This window comes from uncultured Chloroflexus sp. (genome assembly GCF_937129525.1).
Classification (GTDB): domain Bacteria; phylum Chloroflexota; class Chloroflexia; order Chloroflexales; family Chloroflexaceae; genus Chloroflexus.
The window spans coordinates 74,428-88,731 of the sequence record NZ_CAKZNK010000108.1 but is presented as its reverse complement, the minus strand read 5'-3'; the positions used below and the strand labels follow the sequence as shown (position 1 = coordinate 88,731).

General features: G+C 57.7%; 14 protein-coding genes and 1 tRNA gene. 11 read left to right on the top strand and 4 right to left on the bottom strand.

The annotated features are described in order from the left end of the window. Nucleotides 1-14: 14 nt before the first annotated feature. Nucleotides 15-677 (top strand): class I SAM-dependent methyltransferase, encoded by a 663-nt coding sequence (locus Q0650_RS13950; RefSeq protein WP_298819984.1) that lies wholly within the window; start codon nt 15-17, stop codon nt 675-677. A gap of 34 nt (nt 678-711) precedes the next feature. Here Q0650_RS13950 and Q0650_RS13945 read toward each other — a convergent pair whose 3' ends face one another. Then, on the bottom strand, nt 712-2,661 hold the full coding sequence (locus tag Q0650_RS13945) for an amylo-alpha-1,6-glucosidase (RefSeq protein ID WP_298819982.1): 1,950 nt from the start codon (nt 2,659-2,661) through the stop codon (nt 712-714). A gap of 171 nt (nt 2,662-2,832) precedes the next feature. Here Q0650_RS13945 and Q0650_RS13940 point away from each other — a divergent pair, with 171 nt between their 5' ends. Next, nucleotides 2,833-3,681, top strand: coding sequence for a metallophosphoesterase (locus Q0650_RS13940; RefSeq protein ID WP_298819980.1), 849 nt, complete (start codon nt 2,833-2,835; stop codon nt 3,679-3,681). A gap of 45 nt (nt 3,682-3,726) precedes the next feature. Continuing rightward, a complete protein-coding gene (locus Q0650_RS13935; protein WP_298819978.1) occupies nt 3,727-4,071 on the top strand; it encodes a hypothetical protein in 345 nt (114 codons plus the stop codon). Between the two features lie 10 nt (nt 4,072-4,081). Here Q0650_RS13935 and Q0650_RS13930 read toward each other — a convergent pair whose 3' ends face one another. After that, nucleotides 4,082-5,008, bottom strand: a complete 927-nt coding sequence (locus Q0650_RS13930; RefSeq protein ID WP_298819976.1) for a ketopantoate reductase family protein — start codon at nt 5,006-5,008, stop codon at nt 4,082-4,084. Nucleotides 5,009-5,069: 61 nt separating this feature from the next. On the opposite strand from Q0650_RS13930, the gene Q0650_RS13925 reads away from it, so the two are divergent. From Q0650_RS13925 to Q0650_RS13900, 6 genes are all read left to right on the top strand, one after another. Next, a complete protein-coding gene (locus Q0650_RS13925; RefSeq protein ID WP_298819974.1) occupies nt 5,070-5,792 on the top strand; it encodes an LppX_LprAFG lipoprotein in 723 nt (240 codons plus the stop codon). After that, nucleotides 5,789-7,330, top strand: coding sequence for an MFS transporter (locus Q0650_RS13920; RefSeq protein ID WP_298819972.1), 1,542 nt, complete (start codon nt 5,789-5,791; stop codon nt 7,328-7,330). Before Q0650_RS13925 ends, Q0650_RS13920 begins: the two co-directional genes overlap by 4 nt. A gap of 50 nt (nt 7,331-7,380) precedes the next feature. Next, nucleotides 7,381-7,893: a hypothetical protein gene (locus tag Q0650_RS13915; protein ID WP_298819970.1), complete on the top strand. Its 513-nt coding sequence runs from the start codon at nt 7,381-7,383 to the stop codon at nt 7,891-7,893. Nucleotides 7,894-7,928: 35 nt separating this feature from the next. Then, a tRNA-Pro gene (locus Q0650_RS13910) sits at nt 7,929-8,005 on the top strand. Nucleotides 8,006-8,066: 61 nt separating this feature from the next. After that, on the top strand, nt 8,067-8,765 hold the full coding sequence (locus Q0650_RS13905) for a response regulator transcription factor (protein WP_298819968.1): 699 nt from the start codon (nt 8,067-8,069) through the stop codon (nt 8,763-8,765). 8 nt (nt 8,766-8,773) lie between these two features. Then, on the top strand, nt 8,774-10,072 hold the full coding sequence (locus Q0650_RS13900) for an ATP-binding protein (RefSeq protein ID WP_298819966.1): 1,299 nt from the start codon (nt 8,774-8,776) through the stop codon (nt 10,070-10,072). Between the two features lie 6 nt (nt 10,073-10,078). On the opposite strand, the gene Q0650_RS13895 is transcribed toward Q0650_RS13900, so the two are convergent. Both Q0650_RS13895 and Q0650_RS13890 read right to left on the bottom strand, forming a co-directional pair. Then, the gene (locus Q0650_RS13895; protein WP_298819964.1) at nt 10,079-10,840 is read right to left on the bottom strand and encodes a sulfite exporter TauE/SafE family protein; all 762 of its coding nucleotides are present in this window, start codon (nt 10,838-10,840) and stop codon (nt 10,079-10,081) included. 192 nt (nt 10,841-11,032) lie between these two features. Next, a complete protein-coding gene (locus Q0650_RS13890) occupies nt 11,033-11,719 on the bottom strand; it encodes a FadR/GntR family transcriptional regulator (protein ID WP_298819962.1) in 687 nt (228 codons plus the stop codon). A gap of 158 nt (nt 11,720-11,877) precedes the next feature. On the opposite strand from Q0650_RS13890, the gene galT reads away from it, so the two are divergent. Both galT and Q0650_RS13880 read left to right on the top strand, forming a co-directional pair. After that, nucleotides 11,878-12,867: a galactose-1-phosphate uridylyltransferase gene (gene galT, locus Q0650_RS13885; protein ID WP_298819960.1), complete on the top strand. Its 990-nt coding sequence runs from the start codon at nt 11,878-11,880 to the stop codon at nt 12,865-12,867. Between the two features lie 247 nt (nt 12,868-13,114). Continuing rightward, nucleotides 13,115-14,128 carry an ATP-binding protein gene (locus tag Q0650_RS13880; RefSeq protein WP_298819958.1) on the top strand — a complete coding sequence of 338 codons (1,014 nt, stop codon included), beginning with the start codon at nt 13,115-13,117 and terminating at the stop codon, nt 14,126-14,128. Nucleotides 14,129-14,304: the final 176 nt, after the last annotated feature.

Here is a 14,304-nt window from a genome sequence, read left to right as displayed (position 1 = left end):
GTAATGATATGGCAATGATACCACTTCTCTCTGAACCGTACTTGCCGCGTGTGCGCCAGGCATTGTTAGATGCTACTCCAGCCGGCGCCAGAGTGGCGATTGATGTTGGTTGTGGTCATGGCGTCAATACGGTGTGGTTGCGCGAGCGGTGCGCTGCCGATGCGCTATTGATCGGCGTCGATTGCGATGTCAGCGCCTTGCGAGCTGCGTCAACAGTGCGCGGAATTGCCGGAGATGCCAGCGCATTGCCGCTGCGCGATCATTGTGCCGATCTGATCTGGTGTGTGGCTGCTTTCGCTCTTTTTGCCGATCAGCAGCGCGCGTTGGCCGAGATGCGGCGGGTGCTGCGTCCGGCAGGCACGCTGGTCATCGCGACTGCTGGTACGTACTGGGTACGCCTGCGCCGGCATCCGCCAGAAGTGCTGAACGGGTTGCCGCCGTCGGTGCCGGCGCCGCCTGCCGATGGCCTGGGCGATGAATGGATGATGCGCTTGACTGGAGCCGGTTTTCACGCGCCGCAAGTGCGCGCCTATCTGCTCGATGGCGATGAGCCGGCGCAGGCAGCGTTGATTGACGGCGCCGCTTTGGCTGACTATACCGGATTACTGCCGTTTTCCTCTCCCATGACCGATCCCGAACCCCGGCTGCTCTGGCTGGTAGTCAGCGCAAGCGCATAGCGACGATCCACGCAGAACCGTCGGGATACGCTCTTCAGCGGATCTCGTACAACACACGCAACACTTCAGCCACACTCCAGGCCTGAGCAAAGCAACCTCGCGGCAAGTGAGGCGGATCACCGTCAAAGATTTCGCTCATTGTCCCGATACAACCATCGTAGAGATGATCGAGTAACGGTATCAGCAGTCGGCGGGTCGCGAGCCGGTCGCCGGTCAAACGGTAGACGGCGCTGGCGTAGGGGCCAAGCAACCAGGCCCAAACCGTGCCCTGATGGTAGGCGGCGTCGCGCTGTAACAGCGAACCAAGGTAGCGCGGCTGGTAGTCGGGGTGGTGGGGCGCCAGACTGCGCAGCCCAACCCCAGTGAGCAACGCTTGCGCGCAGGCCCGGATAACCGCTTTTTGGCGGCCATGATCGAGCGGGCTGTGGGGCAGACTGACGGCAATGATTTGATTGGGACGAAGCGTCGTATCAACGCCGTCAGGCGTGTCAATCACATCACAGAGATATTGCCCGGCGGCATACCAAAAGCGGTTGAAACCGGCCCGTGCCGCGGCAGCCATCGTCTGATACCGTTCAGGCGAACGTCCGAGCCGTTGGGCAAAGGCAACCATACTCTGCAAAGCGTTGTACCAGAGCGCGTTAATTTCAACCGGCTTTCCGGCGCGTGGAGTAACGACCCAACCTTCCACGCGCACATCCATCCAGGTCAATTGAGTGGCTGGTGTGCCTGCTCGCAAGAGGCCATCGCCGCGATCCAGTCCGATCCCGTAGCGAGTGCCGCGCACATGCCAGTCAATGATCTCGTCCAGAGTGGGAAACAGCTCGGCAAGCAGATCATCATCGGTAACAGCGGCATGATGAGCGCGCACTGCTTCAAACAACCAGAGTGTAGCATCCGCAGTGTTATATTCGGGCGCTTCGCCCTCATCAGGAAAACGGTTTGGGAGCATGCCGCGATCGACAAAACGGGCAAAGGTACGCAAAACATCTGCTGCTACTTCAGGTCGGTGGGTAGGGATGGTAAGTCCGGGCAGGCTAATCATGGCATCACGGCCCCAATCGGTAAACCAGGGATAGCCAGCGATGATCGTGCGGCCCCGTCCACCGCCTGCCAGTGGTCGATCAACAATGAACTGATCGGCGGCCAGCACCAGTTGTCGGATCTGCGGATCATCTGTCCAGTCAATTCGACGCAACAGAGCCGATTCGTAATCGGCTCGTAGTTGCCAGGCAGTTTCGCTATCGAGCGTCGTCGATGGTTCGATGGTGGCAACGACAAACAACGACTCACCTGGAGCCAGGGTCGTGATCAGCCGCCCGATCCGGCGTGGGTTATCGAGCGCGGGCTGGCCGCGCTCGGCTTCCACCGCCAGGAAGAGATCCGTCTGCCAGCCACCAGACTGGGAGAAAGTGCCCCGGTCGCTCAGTAAACGCAAACTGCGCCCACTACTGATTGGCCAGATGCGTAGACCATTAGCGATTGGCTCGATCTGTAAGGGTGTTTCCCCGACACGGGCCACGCGATGATGGTCACGGGCTGAGACCAGAGCATCGAGGCGTAGAGTCAAGGGAGCAGAGGCGTGCTGCACTGTGTAGCGAATGCAGGTTGTGTTTGCGCCTGGTATCATCCAGACCTGCTGTTCGAGCAGGGCATCAGCCAGCGCATATTCCCATACCGGCGTCGTGCCGTTGAGCCTCCAGCGCTCTAACCACGGACATGCGCGGGCCGGCTCACCGGCGCGGCGGTGAGTGGTGAGATCGAAGTGTTGACCGAGATAAGTTACGTATGCATCGAGCGCCGTGAGGGTCAAAAAACGACCGAGTGGTGGTTCCAATGCTGCAATCAGCAAGCCATGATAGCTGCGGGTTAGGGTACCGGCGATAGTTCCAGCCGCATAACCGCCGATACCGTTGGTGACCAGCCACTCGCGGGTGGTGGCAAAGGTGGGGTCAGCACACAAGGCGCGTCCGAAAGAAAACACAAGCTCTTCTCCTTCCTGCGACCGTTTCATTGCCATGGTACACTATGAACGGTTACAGTAAATGACACTGCGCAAACAACAGACACAGTTGGGTGGTGGGTTTTCAGATAGTTTCGACACTCCTTGCCCACCACACCAATCAGAACGTGTCGGAAAGGGAAACCGCTGTCTATGAAATTAGCCGTGCTCGCCGACATTCATGCCAATCTGTCCGCTTTTCAAGCGGTAATCGCTGACATCGAACAGTGGCAACCGGACGTAGTCATCATCGCCGGCGACATCATCAACCGTGGCCCGCAACCAAGGGCCTGCCTTGAGCTGGCGCTACGGATGCGGTCGCAACAAGGCTGGCATGTCATCCGTGGCAACCATGAGGGTTACATCCTCAACTATGACCGTGATGTGCAGGCAGGTCATCCACCGAAAGGTGGTCGGCGGGCGTTGCTAGGGCCGATTATCTGGACGCATCAGGAAGTGTTTGATCTATTGTCGGCGATCAGAACGTTACCGACCCAGGTGACACTGGCAACGTCTGGTGGCGCGGTGCAGGTCTATCACGCCTCAATCCATCACGATCGTGACGGCCTCTTGCCGAACCATACCCGCTCCGAATTACGCGCTAAAATCGATCCACGGGCAGCAGTCTTTTGTACGGCGCACACCCATATGCCGTTCGCGCGCCAGGTCGAAGAGACACTGGTTGTCAATGTGGGGTCGGTTGGATTGCCGTTCGATGGCGATTGGCGCGCCGCCTATGCCCGTATCACACTCGATCAACAGGGATGGCACGCGCAGATCGTGAGGGTACCATACGACCGTGAAGCCACCTTGCAGGCTGCGCGCGAAGTCATGTTGCCGTCAAGTGGCCCGATAGCGCATATTATGCTGCGTGAACTTGAAACGGCGCGTTCGTTGTTGTTTGACTTTGTGCCGGTGTACAACGAACCTGTCATTGCGGGAGTCATAAGTTTAGAGGAAGCTGTGAGACGATTTTTATCCGGCGCTGAACTTGCGGCGTAGAGTGGAGATGGCTATGCCAGAGTCAGCATACCAAAGCGAGCGCCTATGACCGGGTATCAACCAACGCTCCAGGTCGTTCGTTACGACCGTCAACCGGAATCGCGCGCTGCGATGATTGCTGCTGATATGACCGGATGGTTAGAGCGCGAAGGCTACACCATCTTTTCGACACTGGTTGTCAATGCTGCCGGCCAGTCGATGACGATCGAGGTGTATCGGTGCGAAGGCGACGATCCGTATGCTCTCTATCATCCCGCCTTTCCACCCGGCGGATTGAGGGCAACGTTGTATCTGTTGCCCGATGCCTGTGCAATGGATGAACTGTTGCAACGCGCTCAGCAGATGGTTGCCATGCTGATGACGATGGCTGTTCGGCGACCATCATCGTAGGGCAGATGGGTTATTCTCGCGCGCGCAATGGCGCTGTCGCTTCCAGCGCTTTGACCAGATCACAGAGGATTTCATTGAAGGGGGTTGGCACGCCGACTCGTTGTCCTTCGCGCACAATGGCGCCGTTAATAGTGTCAATTTCGGTTGGCGCCCCGCGTAAAATGTCTTGCAGCATCGATGAGTAGTTGGCTGCCGTCGTCTGCGCGACTGCCAGGGTCTCGGCCACCGGATCAGCGAGTGCCAGGGTAATCCCGGCGGCGCGGGCCACAGCAACGGCTTCCTCTACCGCCCGCTGGACAAGTTTCGACGCTGCCGGAATGTTCGCCAGCGCGCCATTGGGAACGCGAAGAAGAGCGGTCAAAGCATTGATCCCCACGTTCACGATCAACTTGCCCCATACCAGGCTATTCAGATCGGTTGAGACGCTGGCCGGCAGCCCGGCGATGCGAAAGTGATCGGCAAGTGTATAGGCGATATGTAGTGACGGCGCTGCGCCAAAGGTGGTCGGACCCAGCCCCGCCATTCGCGCATGACCAGGGCCGATCAGCGTAGCGCCCAAGGTGGTGACAGCTTGCCCGACCCGGTGCGCTCCAAGCCGCAATCGCAGCACTTCATCGTTGCCCAGGCCATTTTGCAAGGTGTATGCAACGCCATCTGCCGGTAACAGGTGGGCCGCAACCTCAGCAGCCCATGCGGTTTGGGCAGCTTTCACCGCGATGAGGGCGACCTCAATCGAGTCAATACTGGTCGGATCGGAAACAGCCGGTATATTTCGGGTAAATATCTCGTTGTCACGGGTACAGCGCAATCCACGCGCATTGATAGCGGCAACATGCTCTGCCCATTGATCGATGAGCACAACCTCGGCGGCATTAGCGAGATGAAACCCGATCACACTGCCGAGTGCGCCAGCGCCGATAATCGCAATCTTCATCATAGTGACCTCTGTTATACTACTGTCACAACCATGGTAACACGGCCTGTCAGAAAGGTGCGGTATGAAGCATGGCTTGAGATGGATCGTCGCGAGTTTTGTGCTATGGTTGACGGCTTGCGGTGGTGTAGCGGCGCCGCCAACCCCAACGCCAACCCCCGATCCGCGCGCGCTGGCAGCGGCTATTGGCCAGGCGACACAAAACAGTCAGAGTGCCCATTTTCGCATTGCAATCAGCGGTAAGCCGGTGGCGCTTGATGCCAGTGGCGTGACAATCCTCAACAGCATTGAAGGGGATTTGCGTCGGCCTGATGCAGTGCTCTCCATCCTCTCGATTACTCTGGGCAACGCGATTGGCGAGATCCGGACAGTATCGCTCGCCGGCAAGCAGTACGCAACCAACCCGATTACGCGCCAGTGGATGTGTCTGCAACCAGGTTCGACGTTTGATCCCGCTATCCTCTTTGCGCCCGATACCGGCATTGAGTCGCTGCTTGCTACCAGCTTCACCGATGTGACACTGGTGGGGATTGAAGAGATTAACGGTCAACCTCACTACCATTTGCGCGGCACGCTGCCAGAAGAAAAGTTGCGCGCTATCAGTCTCAATCTGCTCGGTGCCGGCCCGGTCACGACCGATCTGTGGGCCGATCAGTCCACGATGCGTGCCAGCCGGGTGGTGTTGATCGATACGGCGACTGATGCTACTAATCCCAGCACGTGGACAATAGAGTTTAGCGAATACGACAAAACGGTTGATGTTCGTGAACCGGTGCAATGCCCATGACACATCCTGCTTTAACGAAACCGGTAGCGCGCGCGGTTGATCCACGGATCACGCTGGGATTAATCTGCCTGGCGATCTTTATCGGGGCAGTTGATCTGACCGTGATCAGCGCAGCGTTGCCCAAGGTGATGATCGATTTGCGCCTCTCGCTCGATACCGAACTCAACCGTGCTTCGTGGGCCGTAAGCGGTTATCTGCTGGCTTACACGGTGAGTATGACCTTTATGGGGCGTCTGTCGGATCTGCTGGGCCGGCGGAGAGTCTACCTGATCTGTTTGATCGTCTTTTTGATCGGTTCAGTCTGGGTAGCCGCTGCGCCGAACCTTACCATGCTGATTGTCGGTCGTGTGATCCAGGCGTTTGGCGCAGGGGCAATGGTGCCGGTCTCAATGGCCCTGGTTGGCGATCTCTTTCCGCCGGGGCAGCGGGCGGCTGCATTAGGAGTCATCGGCGCGGTCGATACCGCCGGTTGGATGGTTGGCCATCTCTATGGCGGCGTGCTGATGCGCATCTTTGACGACTGGCGACTCCTCTTCTGGCTCAACCTGCCGATTGGGTTGATAGCATTAGCATTGACATGGTATGCATTGCGCCAGCTCCCTACGCCACCGCGCGGCGGACATTTCGACTGGCCGGGGACGGTGTTACTCAGCGCCAGCCTGGTGGCGCTGAATGTCGGGTTGGCTGCCGGCAGTGAGTTAGGTGCAACCGACTTCTATGGGGAACGAATCGGCCCACCACCCTACGCCGGGCCGCTCGTTGTGATGGCGCTGATCTTGCTGGCTCTATTTATTTGGGTTGAGCGCCGCAGTCCCGAACCACTCATTGGCCTGGAATTGTTCACCCGTCGCGATACCGCGATGGCGTGTGTCATCAATGTGATGGTCGGCTTTGGATTGGCCATCGCGATCACGAATGTGCCACTCTACATTAATACGTACCTCTTGCTTTACAATCCAACCGATAGCGATATTTTGCGCGTCGCCGCGTGGGATGCCGGCTGGATGCTCTCGGCATTGACGCTGACGATGGCCATGGCTGCGCTGCCGGGTGGTTTGCTTACTGCCCGCTACGGCGCCCGCCTGCCGACCTTATTCGGCCTGGGCCTGGCGCTGGCTGGCTATGGGCTAATGGCGTTTTGGGGTCCCGAAGCGACATATGTGCGGATGGGTCTGGAACTGGCGTTAACCGGTATCGGTCTGGGGCTGGTCATTGCGCCGGTAGCCGACACTGTGATCGCTGCTGCTGGTGAAGATCGGCGCGGCGCAGCCTCGGCATTGGTCATCGCCTTGCGGCTGGTCGGGATGACGGTCGGCGTTGCGGTCTTGACATTATGGGGTGTGCATCGGCAAGATGAGTTACGTCGCGCCGGAGCCAACAACCCGCTGGCCTTAACCGATCCGGCCCGCTTTCTCATGGAAATTGCCGCGCAGGTAATCGGCGAGACGTTTTTGTTTGGCGCGGTTGCCTGTCTGATCGGGCTGCTGGCCGCGTGGCTGATGCAGCGCGCGCGGGCTAGATTTGAAGCGGAACGGTAAGGCCGGCGCAGGAATGGAGCGAGACCGAACTACAGAATGGAATTATCACAATGTATGACGAAGACATTCAGCGTCTAATCGCGCAATACTTACCATCGGAAGTGCAGGCCGGCCCAGCCGAGATTCGCCGTTACAGCGATGAGCTGGTGATCATCCTGTCGATTGCTGATTCGATTGAAGCGATTCCCCGGTTGCGCGAACAGACCCGACGCGAACGCATGCGAATTGCGCGCGAGATCGAACGTCTGAGCGGTTTGCCGGTGGCCTGGGGAATGCGGGTTGCCAATCATGAAGTGCTCTTTACTACCCGCACCGTCCCGGTAATGACGCGCCTCGGTCGGGCCGAACGCGAAGTGCTCGATCTGCTGGTGGCGGTTGGTATTGCCGATACGCGCAGTAGCGCGCTGGCCTACATTGCTCGCGCCTTTGCGTATGAGCACCGTGAATGGCTGGCCGAAGTCCGGTTAGCTGTTGGTGAAATGGCTCGTGTGCGAGCGCGTCTTCAGCTCACACCGCGACCAGGGCCGCCGGTTGTGCCGCCTGAACCAACCAGTGGCGCTTGACAAAATGGCCTGGATGCTGCTAACCTTAAGGGCGTCGGGGCGTGGCTCAGCCTGGTAGAGCACCGCGTTTGGGACGCGGGGGTCGTGGGTTCAAATCCCTCCGCCCCGACCACATACACCTCGTGGCGATGACCGCCGGCTGTTTCCGGCGGTCTTCATGTGTGGAGTAGGATATGGCGACGGTTCTGATCGTCGAAGACGAAACCACCCTGGCCGAGACGTTGCGTTACAATCTCGAACGGGAAGGCTATGAGGTGATTATTGCCGGCGATGGCGTGCAAGGCCTCGATCGCGCTCGCCGGGATCAACCCGATCTGGTTGTCCTCGATATTATGCTCCCGCGTCTCGATGGTTTCTCGGTCTGCCGCATCCTGCGCCAGGAGAGTGATGTGCCGATTATGATGCTCACGGCCCGGCAGGATGAAGTCGATCGCATTGCCGGTCTTGAACTTGGCGCCGATGACTATATCAGCAAACCGTTTAGTCTTGGTGAGTTTCTCGCTCGTGTGCGGGCTATCTTGCGCCGTAGTGAACGCCAGCCCCATACGATAGTGCGGGAAGTGCTAGAAGCAGGCTCAATTCGAGTCGACACCAGCAGCCGGCGAGCCTGGCGCAATGGCCACGAGCTGAATTTGCCGCAAAAAGAGTTCGATCTGCTGACCTGCTTGATGCGCAATCGTGGCATTGCCCTGACCCGCGATCTGCTACTCGAACGAGTATGGGGGCAAGATTTTATCGGCGATAGCCGCACCGTTGATGTCCATATTCGCTGGCTGCGTGAGAAGATCGAGCCAGACCCCGGTAAACCAACTTACATTCAGACTGTGCGTGGCGTTGGCTATCGCTTTGAACCGCCAGCCGATAACCTCTAAATTGCTGCATGAGCCTGCTCGAATTGACGCTAACGGTGGCAACAATTGTGCTGGCGATGAGCCTGATTTTCGTCACGCGCCGCTGGCGTCAGTTTATCCAGCAGCAGGCAACCGGAGCAACTCCATCGGAATCTTTGTCGCCGATGGTTAAACAGGACTCCCCTATGTATCACGCAGATTATCTGGCAGCAGTTCCCCAAGATCACGATACTGTCGCTGACCTCTTGCATCCACAGGCGCAGCCGCTCTTTCTGGCGCTGGCCCAGGCCGTTGATATTGGCGTCATAGTGGTCGATACCGAACGTCAGATCATTTTTCACAACGAAACAGCAACTCAGCTTCTCGCTGCTACACCCAACGTCGTGGGCAGTGGTCTGATCACGCTGTTACGCGACCACCACGCCGATCTGCTGGCGCGCGATGTGATTGCTGATGGCGAACGACGTGAATTGACCATTCGTCCCCTGGCAACTGGTCGCACCTTGCAGCTTCATTACGTGCCATTGCGGGTCGAAGACGTTCAACCAACCGGCGCGCTGATCACCATTCGAGACTTGACCCAGATTAGCTTGCTTGAGCGGGCGCGACGCGATCTGGTGGCGAATGTATCGCACGAGTTGCGCACGCCGCTGGCATCGCTTAAGCTGCTGGTCGAAACGTTGCAATCGACGCCGCCGCCTGAAATTGCCGGGCGAATGCTGGAACAGATGGCGCAAGAGATTGATGCTGTGACCCAGTTGGTCGATGAATTGCACGAACTCTCGCGCCTGGAGTCGGGTCGCGTGTCGCTCAAACTGGCTCCACAAGCGATTGCGCCGGTGATCGAGCGAGCAGTCGAACGGATCCGTCCACAAGCGGATCGTAAGCAGCAGACTATTTGCGTTGCGCCAGCGACCGAGTTGCCGCCGGCATTGATGGATGGCGATCGGATCGGGCAGGTATTGCTCAATCTGTTGCACAACGCCGTGAAATTCACGCCTGAAGGCGGTACGATTACGGTAACAGCGGAAACACTGAGCATTGCGGTAGACGATCCGCCTTCGCGCGAAGATCGTCCACCTCATCCTGCCGGTACGTGGATCGTGATTAGCGTTAGCGATACCGGTATCGGCATCCCCGGTCGTGAATTGCGTCGCATCTTTGAGCGATTTTACAAAGTTGATCGCGCCCGCACCCGCCACGCTGGCGGCACCGGTTTGGGATTGGCGATTGCCAAGCACCTGGTTGAGGGCCATGGCGGTCGGATTTGGGCCAGCAGTCAGGAAGGGCACGGCTCAACCTTCTGGTTTACATTGCCGGCAGCTTGAGCGCAGTTATCCGCCGCGCGCGAAAAACCAGACCGTCAACCCAATACTGATCGCGACCACTAACCCGCGCACCCGACGGGCATCAACTCGTCGGGCAATGGCGGCGCCGCCGTAACCGCCGACAATTGCGCCCAGAGTCATAACGAGGGCCGGCATCCATGCGATCAGGCCGGTGGCGATAAAAGTTGCGACGGCGATCCCGTTAACCAGAGCTGCTTGCAACGTCTTTAGCGCGTTCATGCGATGAATGTTCTCGTGACCGAGCAAGGCCAGCGCCGCCAGCGTGAGAATGCCCAATCCGGCCCCAAAGAAGCCGCCGTAGATGGCAATGGCAATGTACAGCGCAATGATTGGCCAGCGCTGGCTATCGCCCGCATTGCCGGTCATGCGGCGAGCAAGGCGCGTGATCTGCGGGCTAAAGATGAAAACCAGGGTGGCAAAGAGTAGCAAATAGGGGATCATCGCGGTAAACTGCCGCTCATCGGTAAAGAGCAGCAGAATTGCACCCAGCAGCCCGCCAATCAGACTCAAACCGCTAAAGAGCCATACGTCACGTTGTTGGCCACTCAATTCACGTCGGTATGCGCCGACACTAGCCAGCGTGCCCGGCCAGAGCGCCAGTGCATTGGTGGCGTTGGCAACGATAGGAGGCACGCCGGCAACGAGCAGCGCTGGAAATGAAAAGAAGCTACCGCCACCGGCAATCGCGTTCAATGCGCCGGCCAGCAGTGCGGCGGTGAAGATAAGCGCGAGATCGAAGAGATTCATGATCAGAGCCTCTCATTCATCAGATCATCAGATGTTTCAACGGTAAAACCAGATCAGTATTTGTAATTCTCCGGTTCAAACCAGAGATGGTTTATACCCTCTTACTACCCTCTGAGCGTGATGTCCGCTCAATGTGCCGGGGACTACAGCGATGCGCACATGCGCATTGCAGGATGATCCCGGTCAGGCCGATCAGTCCTGTTTCGGCCCAATATTGCGGCTGATCGTCGCTTCGTGGCGCGCTAGAATCTGGCGCGTGACCGCGACAGCTTGCGCTGCATTGCCGGCTTCGATCGCGGCAACCAGATCGGCGTGCGAACGATCATCAACTGATGGTGTGGCTGCATCCCACAATACCCCAAGCGCATCGCGGAGCGTGACAGCGAAGACGCGGTACAGATCGCTGAGCATTGCATTGTGGGTAGCGCGCGCAATTGCGCAGTGCAACTCGATGTCCGCATCCAGGGCAGCGCCGGCGTCGCCGTTAGCCAGAGCCGTCGAGCGCGCCGCTAACCAGTGACGGATTTCGACCAGATCTTCGTCACGCCGTCGTTCTGCGGCCAGCGCGACCACTTCCAGCTCAAGCGCGCGTCGCACTTCATGGACATCGTTGACGCGAGCCTGTCGCAATCGTGCTGCCAGTGGTTCGGCTGCCGCAATCGCTCGCACATATGTGCCATCACCTTGCCGCACCTCGAGCAGACCTTCATGCGCCAACGCGCGAATCGCTTCGCGCACGGTCGAACGTCCGACGCCAAACTGGGCCATTAGTTGTGGTTCCGGTGGCAATCGACTGCCGACCGGATAGGTCTGGTTGGTGATTTCTTGACGCAAATATTCGATCACTTGCTCGGTCAGGCGCCGTCGTGATAACGACATGATCGCTCCTTGACAAAAGATCATATCATCTGATGTTTTAGTTTACGCTATGCGGTACTGATTTGTCAACTAACGCTTACTTGCCCGTTAGCCACACCATGGCTACAATACAAAACGTAGCGCAACGCTGCGGCTGTTCGTCCGCTGTGGAGAGCCTCATGTCGGAATTACGGCAGAATATTGCCACTCGTGAATGGGTTATTATTGCCAGTGAGCGGGCGCGCCGTCCGAATTCGTTTACTGAGAAGCGCCAGACCCCCCACACCGCCGAACGTCCGCCACACGATCCACAGTGCCCATTTTGTGTCGGTAATGAAGAACTCGACCTCGAAATCGATCGTCATCCGGCCAGCGGCCCGTGGCAAATTCGGATTGTGCGCAATAAGTATCCGGCTCTACACGAGCACGGCCCGGTCGTGCGTCACTTTGATGGGGTGCAGCGCGCACTGAGTGGCTATGGTTATCACGAAGTGCTGATCGAGCATCCTCGACATAATACAACCCTGGGGCTGATGACAGTGGATGAAGTGCGGGCAGTGCTGGCGACGTATCTCCGCCGTGGTCAGGCGATTAGTACCGATCCACGGATTGAGCAGGTGGTGATTTTCAAGAACCACGGCGAGCGCGCTGGCGCTTCATTGCAACATCCGCACAGTCAGATTATGGCCGTGCCGGTCGTGCCGAGCGATATTCGCCATCGGATCGAGGAGGCGCGCCGATTTTTTGATGATACCGGTCAGTGTGTGTTTTGCGCGATGATCAACGATGAAGTGGCGCGGGATGAGCGCATCGTCTACGCAAACGATGAGTTTGTGGCATTTGTGCTTTACGCCGCATCATCGCCGTTTCATCTCTGGATTTTGCCGCGCAGGCACCGCGCTTGCTTCTTCCGTATCGAGGAAGCAGAACTCGATAGCCTCGCATCTTTGATCCGCGAAGTGTTTTACCGTCTCTATCATCGCCTCAACGATCCCGATTTTAATCTGGTGCTCCGCTCGGCGCCGACGAAAGAGCCAGAGAATGGCTATTTTCACTGGTATCTGGCGGTAGTGCCTCGCCTTTCATATATGGCAGGCTTTGAGATGGGGAGCGGTATCTTTATCAACCCCAGCATTCCCGAAGCCTGCGCGGCATTTTTGCGCGAATGAGGCGCTATCACGCAGGCCTGGGGAGATTGCCGGCCCAATTGCTTGCCCTGGAAAGAGCAATCTGCTGATAAGACAAAAGCTATGACTCTCTGTATGAGCATCACAAATCGTGTATTACAGGTCAGTACTTGCCTGATCAGTCATCAATAACAACGACTATCCAAAAATCGAGTATACTATCGTTTAATGCAGCAGAACATAGCTGTGTATTGATCAAATCAATGTAACATTCAGGAGCATCCTTCTTATGACCGGCGCATTCCCGTTAAGCGATGAAACTGTCAAGGCTCTTGCACCGTGTAATTTGCCCTTTTTGCGCCATGATCCCTTCGTGCGCAGCGCGAGCAGCGCCAGTATTCTTGCCTTGCCACCGGTGGTACAGCAGGTTGTGCGACGACTGTACGATACCCTGCTCGATATTTTTGCCAGGTTTGATCGGTTACGCCAGGTCAATCATGACGAACTGCGTCAGGTTCTCCACGATGCCGACTGGCACCATCTGCTTCATGAGTTGCGCAGCATTTCGCTCAGTCACCATGACCCGGTTTTGGGTCAGGTGATCCACGATATTCGAGGCGGTTCGTTGCAAGCGCTGGCATTGCAATTGCAGTTGCTTGAAGCCGATCAGTCGCTGCCGGTTGAGACTGAGCGGATCTATCTGCTTACCCGCGATCATTTGAAGATCATGCGCAACTGTTTGCCTGATCTCGATCCTGAGCGCACTGCGCGCGATGTTGAATTACGCGCTCACGGCGTGGATCTGTTGCTCGAGAAGTGGCAACAGGCTGATTATCGCCTGCCCGACGGATCGGCCAGTATTGTCGTCGATGCCCGCTATGATGGCGTGGTGGCTGACCGTTGTGTCGAATTTTCCGCGCTCGATCGGGTGGTTTATAACCTCGTGAACAACGCCACCCGCCATAGCGCTGATCAACGGGTGATGATCGGTATCTTCCCTCTCTTTGAATGTGAGTCGCCGAGTCTGCGTATCGTGGTGGCGAACCGAATCGATCCATTGCAGCGCAGCGCGTTGGAGCAACGTTTCGGTCAACACTGGAGCGCTCTCTTCCGCGGTGGTTTTTCCTTTAGCAGCGATGGCAGTCGCGGTCACGGTTTTGGTCTGGCTATCTGCGCTGAGCTGGTTGCCAATGCCTACGGTGTAGCCAATGGTTCGGCAGCGATTGCCGGCGGCTATGTCGGCGCGCGTCCGCACGGCGATCTCTTTGTGGCCTGGTTTCACTGGCCAATCGCTGCGCCATAGGCTTAGCAGCAGTCCTGGATCACCAACTGTTGTGTCTGGGTAATCGTTCGCTGCAAACGCCGCAGCAAAGCCGGGGATTGTCATCACCTGCGACTGCTGCGGCGCATCGTTGATTGTTGCCGCGTAGTTGCCTTTGATCGCGAGGCAGGTACAGCCTCACTGCTTCATTCCCGTTC